16 protein-coding genes are annotated in these 14216 nt (G+C 30.3%); all 16 read left to right on the plus strand.

Going from position 1 to position 14216, the window contains the following annotated elements; all coding sequences use genetic code 11:
- The first annotated feature begins 62 nt into the window (after positions 1–62).
- Positions 63–593, plus strand: coding sequence for an ATP-dependent protease subunit HslV (gene hslV, locus FYJ27_RS09330; RefSeq protein ID WP_154484580.1), 531 nt, complete (start codon positions 63–65; stop codon positions 591–593).
- Between the two features lie 13 nt (positions 594–606).
- Positions 607–1989 carry an ATP-dependent protease ATPase subunit HslU gene (gene hslU / locus FYJ27_RS09335; protein ID WP_154484581.1) on the plus strand — a complete coding sequence of 461 codons (1383 nt, stop codon included), beginning with the start codon at positions 607–609 and terminating at the stop codon, positions 1987–1989.
- Positions 1990–2002: 13 nt separating this feature from the next.
- On the plus strand, positions 2003–2785 hold the full coding sequence (gene codY / locus FYJ27_RS09340; RefSeq protein WP_154484582.1) for a GTP-sensing pleiotropic transcriptional regulator CodY: 783 nt from the start codon (positions 2003–2005) through the stop codon (positions 2783–2785).
- A 258-nt stretch (positions 2786–3043) separates the two neighbouring features.
- On the plus strand, positions 3044–3448 hold the full coding sequence (gene flgB, locus FYJ27_RS09345; protein ID WP_154484583.1) for a flagellar basal body rod protein FlgB: 405 nt from the start codon (positions 3044–3046) through the stop codon (positions 3446–3448).
- A 2-nt stretch (positions 3449–3450) separates the two neighbouring features.
- Positions 3451–3891: a flagellar basal body rod protein FlgC gene (gene flgC, locus FYJ27_RS09350; protein ID WP_154484584.1), complete on the plus strand. Its 441-nt coding sequence runs from the start codon at positions 3451–3453 to the stop codon at positions 3889–3891.
- A gap of 11 nt (positions 3892–3902) precedes the next feature.
- Positions 3903–4202 (plus strand): flagellar hook-basal body complex protein FliE, encoded by a 300-nt coding sequence (gene fliE / locus FYJ27_RS09355; protein WP_154484585.1) that lies wholly within the window; start codon positions 3903–3905, stop codon positions 4200–4202.
- 28 nt (positions 4203–4230) lie between these two features.
- Positions 4231–5757, plus strand: a complete 1527-nt coding sequence (gene fliF / locus FYJ27_RS09360) for a flagellar basal-body MS-ring/collar protein FliF (protein WP_154484586.1) — start codon at positions 4231–4233, stop codon at positions 5755–5757.
- Positions 5758–5771: 14 nt separating this feature from the next.
- Positions 5772–6776, plus strand: coding sequence for a flagellar motor switch protein FliG (fliG, locus tag FYJ27_RS09365; RefSeq protein WP_154484587.1), 1005 nt, complete (start codon positions 5772–5774; stop codon positions 6774–6776).
- Positions 6769–7515: a FliH/SctL family protein gene (locus tag FYJ27_RS09370; RefSeq protein WP_154484588.1), complete on the plus strand. Its 747-nt coding sequence runs from the start codon at positions 6769–6771 to the stop codon at positions 7513–7515. Before fliG ends, FYJ27_RS09370 begins: the two co-directional genes overlap by 8 nt.
- 5 nt (positions 7516–7520) lie before the next feature.
- Positions 7521–8852, plus strand: a complete 1332-nt coding sequence (fliI, locus tag FYJ27_RS09375) for a flagellar protein export ATPase FliI (RefSeq protein ID WP_154484589.1) — start codon at positions 7521–7523, stop codon at positions 8850–8852.
- An 18-nt stretch (positions 8853–8870) separates the two neighbouring features.
- Positions 8871–9308 (plus strand): flagellar export protein FliJ, encoded by a 438-nt coding sequence (gene fliJ, locus FYJ27_RS09380; RefSeq protein WP_154484590.1) that lies wholly within the window; start codon positions 8871–8873, stop codon positions 9306–9308.
- A 27-nt stretch (positions 9309–9335) separates the two neighbouring features.
- Positions 9336–10547: a hypothetical protein gene (locus FYJ27_RS09385; RefSeq protein ID WP_154484591.1), complete on the plus strand. Its 1212-nt coding sequence runs from the start codon at positions 9336–9338 to the stop codon at positions 10545–10547.
- 35 nt (positions 10548–10582) lie between these two features.
- Entirely contained in the window at positions 10583–11857 is a 1275-nt protein-coding gene (locus FYJ27_RS09390) for a flagellar hook-length control protein FliK (RefSeq protein ID WP_229775519.1), read from the plus strand.
- 12 nt (positions 11858–11869) lie between these two features.
- Complete coding sequence (locus tag FYJ27_RS09395) at positions 11870–12268, plus strand: flagellar hook capping FlgD N-terminal domain-containing protein (RefSeq protein WP_154484593.1); 399 nt, start codon at positions 11870–11872, stop codon at positions 12266–12268.
- A gap of 3 nt (positions 12269–12271) precedes the next feature.
- Positions 12272–12673 (plus strand): TIGR02530 family flagellar biosynthesis protein, encoded by a 402-nt coding sequence (locus FYJ27_RS09400; protein ID WP_154484594.1) that lies wholly within the window; start codon positions 12272–12274, stop codon positions 12671–12673.
- 77 nt (positions 12674–12750) lie between these two features.
- Complete coding sequence (locus FYJ27_RS09405) at positions 12751–14049, plus strand: flagellar hook protein FlgE (protein ID WP_154484595.1); 1299 nt, start codon at positions 12751–12753, stop codon at positions 14047–14049.
- Positions 14050–14216: the final 167 nt, after the last annotated feature.

The following is a 14216-nucleotide window of genomic DNA, read 5'->3' on the forward strand; positions in this document are numbered from 1 at the left end:
ATAAAGGAAATATGATAGTATTTCTTTTGTTTGTATATGTCCTATTAAGGGAGTGGTCTTAAATGATGAGAGGAACTACTATTATAGCTGTGAGAAAAGATAAAAAACTTGCTATTGCTGGTGATGGACAGGTGACTATGGGTGATAAAACCATAATGAAAGGCACAGCAAAAAAAGTTAGAAAAATATATAATGGAGAAGTGCTCATTGGATTTGCAGGTTCAGTAGCAGATGCTGTTACATTAGCTGAGATTTTAGAAGAAAAATTGGAACAATACGATGGGAATTTGAGAAGGGCTGCAGTTGAAATGGCAAAAGATTGGAGAAGAGATAAGGTATTGAGACAATTGGAAGCCATGGTTATAGCAGGTGATAAGGAAAATTTATTGGTAATCTCAGGCAGTGGAGAAGTAATAGAACCTGACCAAGGTATTATAGCAATAGGTTCAGGAGGTAACTATGCATTAGCTGCAGGTAAAGCATTACTTAAACATTCTGAGCTAGACATAGAAACTATCGCAAAAGAATCTTTATATATAGCTTCAACTATATGTGTATATACAAACGATAATATAACTGTTGAAGTTCTCTAAGGAGAGTGATTATATGATGGAATTAACTCCTAGTGAAATAGTGGCTGAATTAGATAAATATATTGTAGGTCAAAATAAAGCTAAAAGAGCTGTGGCTATTGCTATTAGAAATAGATATAGGAGAAGTTTATTAGATGAAGAGTTTAAAGATGAAGTTAAACCAAAAAATATTCTAATGGTTGGACCAACAGGGGTTGGGAAAACAGAAATAGCAAGAAGATTGGCTAAGCTTGTAAAATCGCCTTTTATAAAAGTTGAAGCTACTAAATTTACTGAAGTAGGCTATGTAGGTAGAGATGTAGATTCTATGGTTAGGGATTTAATTGAAGACTCTATTAGGATGATTAAAGAAGAAAAAATAAATAAAGTATATGATAAAGGTAAATTATTGGCAGAAGATAAGATTTTGAATATACTGGTTCCAACTGTTAAGAAGAAGGGTTCTAATAATCCATTAGAAATGTTTTTTGGAAATGAAGAAGAAGAGGAAGAAACTGATGATAAGCTTATAGAAATTAGGGATCGTCGAGATGAAATAAAGAAAAGATTGAGAAATGGAGAATTAGAAAATAGAATTATTGAAATAGAAGTAGAGGAAAACTTAAACTCAACTGTAGAATATTTTAGTGGTTTAGGTATGGAAGAATTCAATATAAATGTAGGCGATATGTTTGGAGAGTTTTTACCTAAGAAAACTAAAAAAAGAAAGGTAACTATTAAAGAAGCTAGAAAAATAATTGCAGCACAGGAAGCACAAAAATTAATTGACATGGATGAAGTTAGAGAAGAAGGAATTAAAAGAGCAGAAAATAGTGGTATAATTTTTATTGATGAAATAGATAAAATTGCAGGAAAAGAGTATTCTTCAGGGCCAGACGTTTCAAGAGAAGGAGTACAAAGGGATATATTACCTATAATTGAAGGTAGTACTATAATGACCAAGTATGGACCGGTAAAGACTGACCATATACTTTTTATTGCAGCTGGAGCCTTCCATGTTTCAAAAATAAGTGATTTAATTCCAGAGATACAAGGTAGATTTCCTATTAGGGTTGAACTGGACAATTTGACTGAAGAGAACTTTAAAGAAATTCTTACAAAGCCTAAAAATGCCTTGATAAAACAATACGAACTTTTATTAAAGACAGAAGGAATCAACCTTAAGTTTAGCGAAGAAGCTATATCTGAAATTGCCAAATTTGCATATATTTCTAATGAGCAATATGAAAACATAGGGGCAAGAAGATTACACACAGTTATTGAAAAGGTATTAGAAGATATATCATTCAATGCACCAGATTTAGAAGAAAAAGATGTGATCTTAAATGGTGAATATATAAAAACAAAACTTATGAATGACATCCAACAAAAAGACATATCAAAATACATATTATAAAAGGAGGATTATGATGAGTGAAAGTTTATTACAAAAAACTAGAAGATTAAATAAGGCATTACAGAGTTCTGGATCTAAACCTGTGTCATTTCCTGAACTAAGTAAAATACTTAGCGATATATTAGATGCTAATGTATATATAGCTAGTAGGAAAGGTAGGGTTCTAGGATATGAACTTTCTTCTGGCCTTGATTGTGATATACTTCAAAATGAAGTGGTGGAAGAAAAGAGATTTCCTAAAAAATACAATGATAGGTTACTGAAGGTGACAGAAACTAAAGAAAATATAGAGGAAATGAAAGAATGCGTATTTGATGAAGTTTCTGAATGTGAATATCCTAACAAAATGGTTACTATAATACCTATAAACAGTGGAGGAGTTAGATTAGGAACATTAGTATTATCTAGATTAGATAGAAACTTTACAGAAGACGATTTAGTATTATCTGAATATAGTGCTACAATAGTAGGAATGGAAATATTGAGGTCTAAAAATGATGAAATAGAGGAAGAAGCAAGAAAAAAAGCGGTAGTACAAATGGCAATAGGTACATTATCTTATTCTGAACTGGAAGCTATGGAACATATTTTTAATGAACTAGATGGAAATGAAGGTTTGTTAGTAGCTAGTAAAATTGCAGATAGAGTAGGTATAACTCGTTCTGTAATAGTAAATGCACTAAGAAAATTTGAAAGTGCAGGTGTTATTGAATCTAGATCTTTAGGAATGAAGGGAACCCATATTAAAATATTAAATGATAAACTAATTGAAGAACTTCAAAAAGCTAGACAATAGTAGGTTTTAATACCTACTATTTTTTTTATGTAATTATAGGAAATAGGACCTAAGTCCTATTTAGCTCTAAAATTGACAAAAAACAATTAATTAAAAGGAAAAAATTACTTTATGGAGAATATATTCTAGGTACCCCCAAAATATCCCGTGAAACATACTATATTTTGTTGAAAATATGGAAATAATGATTAATATTGCTAAAAATGTAAAAACATATTATAATATAAACAATTATATTTATTTTCAGAGGTGAAAACTATGTTATGGAAAATGGATTCTACAACAAATTTTTTAAAAAAAGCTTTAGATGGAACCTGGTATAGGAATAAAGTAATATCTCAAAATATAGCAAACGTAGATACTCCTAAATATAAGAGAAAATCTATAGTGTTTGAAGACTATTTAAAACAGGAATTAAGTAGCAATAAAAGACTGGAATTGACAAATAATAAACATATTCCAGGTATTGGGACTTTTAAAGATTATGAACCTAAGGTAGTTGAAGATAAAAGCTCATCTTATAGATTTGATGGGAATAATGTAAATATAGATGTAGAGACTGGAAATTTAGCGAAAAACACCATCATGCATGAAGCTTTGGTTAAGCAACTTATAGATGAATATGATAAGGTAAAAAATGCTATTATTGAAGGAGGTAAATAATTATGGGCATGTTTGATTCTATAAATACAAACTCATCGGCATTGACAGCTGAGAAGACAAGGATTGATGTAATATCTAAAAATATTGCAAATGAAAAAACAACTAGAGGTACAGGAGGACAACCCTATAGGAGACAGACAGTAATATTTGAGGAGAAAAAAGGCAGTCCATTCTCTCATTATCTATCTGAATATACGAAGAAGTTTAATGGTGAAGGGGTTAAAGTAGCTGGAATCGTTGATGATCCTACACCATTTAAATTAGTATATGAACCTGGACATCCAGATGCAGATGAAAATGGGTATGTAAGGATGCCAAATGTAGAGATAGTGAAGGAAATGGTTGATATGATAGATGCTCAGAGAGCTTATGAAGCTAATATAACATCTATAAATGCTTCTAAAACTATACTAATGAAAACGTTGGAAATAGGAAAAAAGTAGGAGGGCAGTAAATGAATATAAATCCAATAAATTATAAAGAAGATAATTTTTCTATTGTAGCAAATAATAATGAAAAAAAACAAAACAATTCTTTATCTTTTGGTACTTATTTAAAAGAAGCGATTAATGATGTGAATAAACTCCAAATAGAATCGGAGAATTATAAGAAGTTATTAGCTACAGGAGATGTTGACAATCTTCACGATGTAATGATAGCTGCTGAAAAAGCCGATATATCGTTGCAATTGACTATGAGTATAAGAAATAAGGTAGTAGATGCTTATAGGGAAATTATGAGGATGCAATTATAGATGATCTGGCAAAGAATGGGGTGATTTAGTGGGTGAAACTATCCAGCAAATGAAGACGCAATTAAATGACTACTGGCAGAAAACAGATAAAAACAAAAAAATCAAATTAGGGATAATAAGTGGACTAATAATAGTAGGTGTTTTTATTTTAATCTTTTTTCTAACAAGGCCTAAATATGAAGTTCTTTATGACAATTTATCCCTTAAAGATATGGGACAAGTAACTAAGAAACTTGATGAAATGAATATAAAATGGAAGACTGCTGATGATAATGAAAATACTATATTAGTGCCTTCAGAAGTAAAGAATAAAGCAAAACTTGAATTAGCTTCTGAAGGTTTGCCAAAAGAAGGATATGGTTTTGTAGATGCATTTAATGATAGTAGTTGGACTATGACAGATTACGAAAAGAAAGAGAGAATGCAATATGCCCTTCAGAATGAGTTATCCTCTACTATCTCGGAAATAGATGGTATTGAAAGTGCCACTGTTTACATAGATGAAAAAGATGAATCGGCTTTTGTTTTAGAAGATGATAAAAAAGAGACTACAGCTTCAGTATTTATAAAAAAAAGTGATAATAAACCTATACCCGTTGATAAGGTAACTGCAATTAAAAATCTTGTGGCAAGCTCTATTAATATGGATGAGAGTCAAGTTTCTGTAATAGATGATTCAGGAAAGCTTCTAACGGACAATGGGAATGATTCAAATTATTTAATGACTGATCAATACGATATACAGCAAAATATAGAGTTGAAGATAAATGAAAGTTTAAGAAGATTTTTAGAAAATGTATTTGGATATGGAAATGTAGATGTTCGAGCTAGTGCAAAGATAAATTTTGACAGTGAAGTTACAAAAATAGTAGAATTTTCACCTCCCATTGAAGATAGTGAGGAAGGACTTATAAGAAGCATGGAAGAAATAGAGGAGACAATGGTAGGCGGAGAAGGGAATATACCAGTTGGTGTTGATGGAAATCCTCCAGATTATGAAATGGAAGATGGAGGAGTATCTAGATACGATAAGGCAAGTCGTGTAATTAATAATGAGTTAAATGAAATAAATAGGGAAATTAAAAGAGCACCTGGACAAGTAGAAGGAATAACAGTTGCTGTTCTTATAAATGAAGCTGCTTTAATAGATGGAGAAATGACAGAAGAAAAAAGGCAGGAAATATCAGAATTAGTTACAGCAGCTACGGGACTTGATACTAGGGAAGTAAGAGTAAGTTCTCAGAATTTCAATATGATGAAGGAACCAGAAGAAGAGGAAGAAGAGTCAAATCTAACTAAATGGATTTTACTAGGAGCAGGATTAGTTTCTGCTATTATTGGATTTATTATATATAGAAGAAAAAAGAGAAAAGATGAGGAGATGGAGCTTGAAGATCTAGAAAGAGCTTTAGAAGAAGAAATAGAAGAAGAGACTAGGGTTCAGGAGTTAGATTTTGAAAGAGAAGAGTCAGAAATGAAGACTCAAATAGAAGAATTTATAGAGAAAAAGCCAGAAGCTGTAACCCAATTATTAAGATCATGGCTAAATGAATAGGGAGTGACAAACTTATGCCTAGAGAAAAATTAACAGGTAAAGAAAAAGCAGCTATACTTCTCATTGCATTAGGACCTCAAAAATCTGCAGAGATATTTAAACATTTGACTGAGGAGGAAATAGAAGAATTAACTTTACAAATTGCCAATATGAGGAAGGTTTCTCCCGAGGAAAAGGAAGGGATTATAGAAGATTTTTATCAGCTTTGCTTAGCGCAGGAGTATATTTCAGAAGGTGGAATTAATTATGCAAAGGAAGTATTGGAAAGAGCTTTAGGTGATGATAAGGCTGAAGATATAATAAGTAGGCTAACATCTTCATTACAAGTAAGACCTTTTGAATTTGCAAGAAAGGCAGAGGCTAATCAGTTGTTAAATTATATACAAAATGAACATCCTCAGACTATTGCTTTAATACTTTCTTATTTGTCTCCATCTAAATCGGCTCAAATACTATCAGGTTTACCAGAAGAAAAACAGGCTGAAGTAACAAGAAGAATTGCAATTATGGATAGAACTTCTCCAGAGGTAGTGAAGGAAATAGAACAAGTGTTAGAAAGTAAATTTTCAAATATTGTTTCTCAGGATTTTGCAGCTGCTGGAGGTGTTCAAACAGTAGTAGATATATTAAATTCTGTGGATAGAGGAACAGAAAAATATATTATGGAAGAGATAGATATAAAAGATGCAGAGCTTAGTGATGAGATTAGAAAGAGAATGTTTGTATTTGAAGATATAGTAGGTCTTGATAATAGAAGTATTCAAAGGATTATTAGAGAAGTTGACAATAGCCAATGGGCTGTTGCTCTTAAAGGGGCTAGCGACGATGTTAAAGAAGCCATTTTTGCAAACATGTCTAAGAGATTAGTTGAAATGATTAAAGAGGATATAGAATTCATGGGACCTATTCGCCTTAGAGATATAGAAGAAGCTCAACAAAATATCGTCAATATAATTAGAAAGTTAGAAGAAGAAGGTGAGATCATTACTCCAAGAGGGGGAGATGAAATAGTTGTCTAGAATTATTAAATCTTCGAAAGTTGTAGAAGAAAGAGGAGATTCTTTAATTAAAAAAACCAATAATAGAGAAGAAGAAATTTTGTTAAAAAACGCTAAAAAAAAATATAATGAAATAGTTTTTGCAGCAAGAAGTGAAGCGGAAAAAATTATTAAAAGCGGTCATAAAGAAAGAGAATCTATATTGAATATAGCCTATAGAGAAGCTGAAAATATTTCAAATAAATGGAAAGATAAAGGTTATCAAGAAGGTATTAAATCTGGTCATACAGAAGGTTATGATGATGGATATGAGGAAGGAAGAAGAGATTCTAATATTCTAATAGATGAAGCTTTGGAAATTAAAGAAGAGTATATAAAAAAGAAGGAAAATTTGTATAGGGAAGTTGAAGAAGATATAATCCATCTTGTTTTAGATATATCCGAAAAAGTTATCTATGATAAAATAAATGAGGACAAGGAGTATATAACTTCTTTAGTATTAAAAGGGATTGAAAGTCTTAATACAACTGAAAATTTAATTGTTAGAATATCAAAAGAAGATTATGATATTGTAGAAATGTCTAAAAATAAAATATTAGCTAAGGCTAGTTTAGTCAATGATTTAGAGATAAAGGTTGATAGCAATCTAAGTAAGGGAGATTGTATTATAGAAACTAATAAAGGCAGCGTAGATGTAAGTATAGATTATCAAGTAAATGAAATAAAAGAACTATTAAATAATATTCTACATAGTGAGTGATTTTAATGGAAAATAGGATAGATCTGAAAAAATATATAAGTGCAATAAATGATAAAAGATTGGTTAAATATACAGGGAATATAACTAAGGTTACAGGCCTTACTATTGAATCTAATGGACCAATGGCTAGCATTGGTGAGCTATGCTATATATATCCTCATAACAAAAATACGCCTATAATGGCAGAGGTTGTTGGGTTTAAAGAGGATAAAATTCTTCTCATGCCTTTAGGCGATATGGAAGGCATAGCTTCTGGAAGCACTGTAATTGCTAGTGGAAAATCTTTAAATATTAATGTAGGAGATGAACTAATAGGTAGAGTTATCAATGGGTTAGGACAACCTATAGATGGAAAAGGACCTATTAATACATTAAGAAGTTATCCTGTGTCTAAATCTCCTCCAAACCCATTAGAAAGGATGAAAATAGAAGAACCCCTATCCTTAGGTGTAAAAGCTATAGATGGACTTTTAACATGTGGAAAAGGCCAGAGAATAGGAATATTTGCAGGAAGTGGAGTTGGAAAAAGTACCTTAATGGGAATGATTTCAAGAAATTCAACTTCAGATATAAATGTAATAGGCCTTATAGGAGAGAGAGGTAGGGAAGTAAGAGAATTTATTGAAAATGATTTACAAGAAGAAGGCCTCAAAAAATCAGTAGTAGTGGTGGTTACATCTGATCAACCTGCTCTTATTAGGGTTAAAGGTGCTATGGTTGCTACAGCTATTGCTGAATATTTTAGGGATCAAGAAATGAATGTAATGCTTTTAATGGATTCTCTTACTAGATTTGCTATGGCTCAAAGAGAGATTGGATTAGCTATTGGAGAACCACCAGTTACAAGAGGATTTACTCCATCTGTTTTTGCTTTATTACCAAAATTATTAGAAAGAGCAGGTACTTCTGATAGAGGAAGTATTACTGGCCTATATACAGTATTAGTAGATGGGGACGATTTGAATGAGCCTATAACCGATACAGTAAGAGGAATATTAGATGGACATATAGTGCTTTCAAGAAAGCTTGCTAATCAAAATCATTATCCAGCCATTGATATACTAGGTAGCATAAGTAGGGTCATGCCTAATATAGTAGAAAAGGATCATATGAATATGTCTAATGCAATTAAAGATATATTAGCAGTATATAAAGAATCTGAGGATTTAATAAATATAGGTGCTTACAAAAGAGGTAGCAATAAAAAAGTAGATACGGCTATAGATTTAATAGATGATATAAAGGAATTTTTAATACAGGAAACTTCTAAGAGCTATTCTTTTGAAGAAACCAGTAAATTGCTTTTAGATATAAATAAGAAACTAGAAAAAGCTTAGTTAATGGGGGGATTTTGATTGGAGAAATTTAATTTTAAATTTGAAAAAGTATTAGATTATAAAAAAACTATTGAAAACCACAAAAAAAATGAATATGGGAAAATACAACAGAAGCTAACTGAGGAAGAAAAAGCATTAGAGGAGTATTGTGAATTTAAAGATGAGCTTAAAAATAGGAAAAATCAATCTTATAAGAAGACAAATATAGCTAATCTTCAATTATACAATAACTATTTAAATAATATGAATGAGCTTATTTCTGTCCAAGAGGGAATAATAAATCAGACTAAAGAAGAATTAAAAGTTGCAAAAGGTGAATTGCTAGAAGTATCAAAAGAGAAGAAAATATTTGAAAGGCTAAAGGAAAATAAATATGAAGAATATTTATATGATATTAAGAAAGAAGAAGAAAAACTAATAGATACAATAGTAAGTTTTAAGGCGAGTACCCATTAAAAATGGAAAGGGGGCACTTTAAGAATAATGAATAAACTAAAAAAAAGCAAGAAAGCTTTAATAATAGCCCTAGTATTAATTCCTATAGTTTTGGGTTCTCTACTATATGTTAAAAATGGAAAAGTTAAAAATGCTACAAACCTTATAATAGGTAGAACAATAGACTTTGTAAAAGGAAAACTTAGAACTGGTTCTACAAATGCAGAAAAAGAAGAAAAAAAAATTAGCTTATCAGATTATTATCTTTCTTTAAAAAACAGTGAAGCTGCTGATAAATTATACATAGTTAAGATGAATGATAAAGGGTTATTTAATGATTTAATTAGATTAATGAATAGAAAATCGGCTGATAAAACTTCTGAAGTTCTTAAGCTTATAAGGAATATAGAGCTAAAAAAAGACTTTCTCTCTTCTACATATGATGAGATACAAGAAGAAAAACAGATTGAAATAAAAAGGGAAATAGAAACCTTAGAAAGTATGGATACCTTAGCTGGTATAAGGAAGGTAGAACGTATGGCCAATGAATATGGTGATTATATGGAAATTTTTCCTTATGTTATAGATCGTATGGAAGATGAAAAGGCTTCGGAGTTGCTTTTTTATATGGATAATAATATAAAGAAAGAAATAATGAGTGAATTAGAGATTAAGAAAAGGAATAATTTAGAAAGAATAATATTACAAAAAGAAATCAAATATGACAAATTAAAAAATTTAGCAAGGAGTTATGATTCAAAACCTACAGATGAAGTTATTAAAGAAATAGGCAATAAAGAAGTATATTCTATAGAGGAACTATCTTATATATATATGAATCTATCAGTAGAAAAAGCTGCTGAAATTCTTTCAAGGATAAAAGAAGATGAGCTTGTGGAAGAGATTTTCGTATATCTAGAAAGAGAAGAAGAACTTAGAAAAAGCAATGATTCAAAAACTGCTGAAATCAATGAAGCGGTTAAATTTTTAAGAGAATATAATAGTAAAATAGATGAGTTAGTAGAGGTTTATGAGAGAATGTCAGCTAGTAACGTAGCTAAAATAACTGAAAAAATGTTAGAAAATACGGAAAAAGTTACTTCCTTGGAAATTGATTCAATGCCAATATATGAGATTTCTGATTCAACTATTGTAGTAGATGTATTGAGGAAAATGAAAAAAACAAGTTTATCAAAAATTATCAATAATATGAATACCAAAAAGGCTTCACAGTTAACTCAAATGTTAGCTAGTCCATAAAAATATTATGTAAAGGAGGTGAAAAAGTGGAAGGAATGAAGAATAATATACTGGCTCTAAAAGCTTCAAATGATTTTTTTGTGTCAAGTAGAAATACTGATTTAAAGAAAGTAGATGAAAAAGTAGATAGGGATTTTTCTAGTTGTTTTGAAGAAGCAAAATCAATTATAGAAAATAAAAATACAACTAAAGAAAGTTCTATGACAAGCGATGGAAATGAAGAAATAGATGAAGAAACGGATAAAGAATTTGACAATATAAATATATTGTTAGCAGATATAAGTTTATTTTTAAAAGAATTAGAAACAAAAATAGATGGACATGAATTTAAAAAAATAGATGAAAAAATTATTCCAATGCTAGAGAATATATCTGAAGAAATCATTGGAAAAGAACTTTTTCATTATGATTTCTCAAATAACAATGAAACTATAGAGAATATATTAAATCAGCTATCAGAGATTACAGAACTTTTAAATATGTTTAAAAAAGATCTGGACAAAAATCCATTAAGTATTGCTGAAAAGAATGCTCCTATTATAAAGGAAATTAAAGGGGATATAGCTCTTATTAAAAAAGGAATTGAGCTATTGTCAGGAGAAAAAAGAAATTTTATTGAAAACAACTTAAAAGGTGAAGTGGATTTAAATAGAAAAGACTTTTCTAATAATATGGATTTTTTAAATGAATTTAAAAATGAAACAGAATACGTATTGAAAGAAGCTGAAGTTGAAAATAGTTTAAAACCAGATATAAAACCTGAAAAAATTGATTCTGATGAAATTTATATGAAATCTACTTTTATTAATTCTGAGAAAGACTTAATGTTTGAAAATAAAATTGAATCTATGGAAAATAGGCCAGTAGAAATACCAAAAGAAGAGTTAATTGAACAGATAGTAGACAAGGCAAATATTATGCTAGATGAAGATAGTTCAGAAATCAGAATAAAACTTAAACCAGAAATATTAGGAGAATTATTATTAAAAGTGGAAGTAGAAAAAGGTGTAGTTGTAGCTAAAGCAATAGTTGATAATTATAGGGTAAAAGAGTTAATTGAAACCAATATACTACAATTAAAAGAAGGTTTAGAAGAGCAAGGTTTAGATATAAAAACTTTTCAAGTTCAGGTAGGGAGTAATTCGGATTTTGACAGGGAACAAAGAGAAGAATTTTTTCAAAATAACAGAAAAAATAAAAGGGTTAAGTTAAAAAAGGAAAGTGCATTAAATATAAATAATTATGAAGAAAATATAATGTCTGATAACTCCATATCATTAAACGAAGGAACATTAGACTTAAAAGCTTAGGAGGCATAAATAATGGAAGTTAATAATAATATAAATGTCGAGAAATATGTGGAAAATGTATATGAATTTGAAAAGAAAAACTCGAGCAAAGAAATAGAAAAAAATGATCAACTAGGTAAAGATGCTTTTTTAAAGCTACTAGTAGCACAACTTTCTAATCAAGACCCATTGAACCCTATAGAAGATAAAGAATTTATAGCTCAAATGGCTCAGTTTAGCACTTTGGAGCAAGTGCAGAATCTTAATAAAAACTTTTCAAATTCTCAAAAAGAAATTAAAGATTCTATAGATAATTTAAATAACAATTATATAGATGCAAGCATTGAAACGTTAAAAGAAATAACTAGTTTAAGAAAAGCATTAGAAGCTTATTTAGTTAAAGGGGACAAACCTAGCACACCAGAGGAATAGAAAATGAAGTCTGGAGCTGATATTGTGAACAGAGTAGATATAAGACAACTAGAGAGTAGATTGATAAATTCTTCTACTCAAATTAAAGGGACGAATACAAATACAAATAAAGATTTTAAAGAAATTCTTGAAACAGCTAAAAAGAAAAGTAATGAAATAAAATTTTCTAAACATGCGTTGGAAAGAATGGATTCAAGAAATGTAAAATTAAATTTAGATGAAGTCAAAAAAATAGAGACAGCCTTTAAAACAGCAGAAGAAAAAGGTGTTAAAGATGCATTGATTTTATTAGGAAATAAGGGGTTTATAGCAAGTATTAAAAATAAAACTATTATAACTGCTTTAACTAATGAAGAATGTAAGGAAAATATAATAACAAATATTGATGGGGCAGTAATATTATAACTGGACCTTTTAGGAGGTTATTTATGTCTGACTGATAGAAGACATAGTACTGTCTAGAAAATTGGAGGTATGTAGAAATGATGAGATCAATGTACTCAGCAGTATCAGGACTGAGGACGCATCAAACTAAAATGGATGTTATTGGTAACAATATTGCAAATGTGAATACTGTTGGATATAAAAAAGGTCAAATGACATTTCAGGAGGTATTTAGTCAAACAGTAAGGGGGGCAGGGGCAGCACAAGGAGGAAAAGGTGGTACAAATCCTCAACAAATAGGACTAGGTGTAGATGCAGGCTCTATAAATACTATCCATACAGAAGGAGCTTCTCAAAGAACAGACAATCCTACAGATGTAATGATAGACGGCGAAGGCTTTTTCGTAGTAACTGATGATACTAATTTCGAAAACAGATACTATACAAGGGCAGGAAACTTCACAGTAGATGGAGCAGGAAATTTAGTAACAGCAGATGGATATAAGGTATTAGGATATAGGGCTAATGATAACGGAGAAATTACAGAAACATATGGTCCAATAGTTATAAACAGATCAGAAACAATAGCAGCAACACCAACAAAAACAATTGAACTTAGAGGAAATCTAAATCCAGCAAGTGATAAACATACTGCTGATACTATTATAAAAGATAGTCTAGGAAATTCTTGGGTTGTAGAATTTGAATTTGAAAAGGGAGCAAAAGAAAACACTTGGACAATGTCACTTAAGAGTATACAAAGTCAGGATGGAAAGTTAGAAATAAAAGTAGGAGAAAATGGAGCTAAACTAGAAGGTGAAGGAACCACTATAAAGTTTAGTGAAGATGGAAAGATAGAAATTAATGAAGAAGATTTAAAAGGTGTAAATCTAATAATTGATAATCAAAATGGTGCAACTTTTGGACAGGAGGGCAAAATAACTATATTTGACCCAAATAACTCAGACTCCTATAACAAAATGACTCAATATGCTAATGATACTGATCTTAAACCTCATGCTATAGATGGGAATTCTTCTGGAAAGCTAACTGGTTTTGCAATAGATCCTTCTGGTACTGTAAATGGTATTTTTAGCAATGGAGAGAATAAAGCCCTTGGACAACTTATGTTGGCTAAGTTTGATAACCCTATGGGACTTGAAAAAATGGGAAGTAATTTCTTTATAAATACTAGAAACTCAGGAGAACCTCAATATGGAACGGCAGGAACTAGTGGATTTGGTGCTGCTAAATCAGGCAACTTGGAAATGTCTAATGTGGATCTTTCTATGGAATTTACTGAAATGATAACTACCCAGAGAGGTTTCCAAGCCAATTCAAGAATTATAACTACATCTGATGAAATGCTTCAAGAATTAGTTAATCTAAAGAGATAGTATATTTAGTTGGGTAGATCTTCTACCCAACTAAATAAAAAAGACCAGCTAATTAAAGTCAATAGATTTTAGCAAAATAATATTTAATGTTTTTTGGAAAAATTAATAATAAAAAAATGCACACCTAATAAACCAATAATTATTGGCTTAAAAAACGAAACTGTTAT

The organism is Anaerosalibacter bizertensis (genome assembly GCF_009696605.1).
Lineage (GTDB): Bacteria > Bacillota > Clostridia > Tissierellales > Sporanaerobacteraceae > Anaerosalibacter > Anaerosalibacter bizertensis.

What these genes read in the sequence shown, in the direction of transcription:
- hslV (WP_154484580.1), top strand. Translation starts at nt 63, where the DNA reads ATGATGAGAGGAACTACTATTATAGCTGTGAGAAAAGATAAAAAACTT.
- hslU (WP_154484581.1), top strand. Translation starts at nt 607, where the DNA reads ATGATGGAATTAACTCCTAGTGAAATAGTGGCTGAATTAGATAAATAT.
- codY (WP_154484582.1), top strand. Translation starts at nt 2,003, where the DNA reads ATGAGTGAAAGTTTATTACAAAAAACTAGAAGATTAAATAAGGCATTA.
- flgB (WP_154484583.1), top strand. Translation starts at nt 3,044, where the DNA reads ATGTTATGGAAAATGGATTCTACAACAAATTTTTTAAAAAAAGCTTTA.
- flgC (WP_154484584.1), top strand. Translation starts at nt 3,451, where the DNA reads ATGGGCATGTTTGATTCTATAAATACAAACTCATCGGCATTGACAGCT.
- fliE (WP_154484585.1), top strand. Translation starts at nt 3,903, where the DNA reads ATGAATATAAATCCAATAAATTATAAAGAAGATAATTTTTCTATTGTA.
- fliG (WP_154484587.1), top strand. Translation starts at nt 5,772, where the DNA reads ATGCCTAGAGAAAAATTAACAGGTAAAGAAAAAGCAGCTATACTTCTC.
- fliI (WP_154484589.1), top strand. Translation starts at nt 7,521, where the DNA reads ATGGAAAATAGGATAGATCTGAAAAAATATATAAGTGCAATAAATGAT.
- FYJ27_RS09385 (WP_154484591.1), top strand. Translation starts at nt 9,336, where the DNA reads ATGAATAAACTAAAAAAAAGCAAGAAAGCTTTAATAATAGCCCTAGTA.
- FYJ27_RS09390 (WP_229775519.1), top strand. Translation starts at nt 10,583, where the DNA reads ATGAAGAATAATATACTGGCTCTAAAAGCTTCAAATGATTTTTTTGTG.
- FYJ27_RS09395 (WP_154484593.1), top strand. Translation starts at nt 11,870, where the DNA reads ATGGAAGTTAATAATAATATAAATGTCGAGAAATATGTGGAAAATGTA.
- FYJ27_RS09400 (WP_154484594.1), top strand. Translation starts at nt 12,272, where the DNA reads ATGAAGTCTGGAGCTGATATTGTGAACAGAGTAGATATAAGACAACTA.
- FYJ27_RS09405 (WP_154484595.1), top strand. Translation starts at nt 12,751, where the DNA reads ATGATGAGATCAATGTACTCAGCAGTATCAGGACTGAGGACGCATCAA.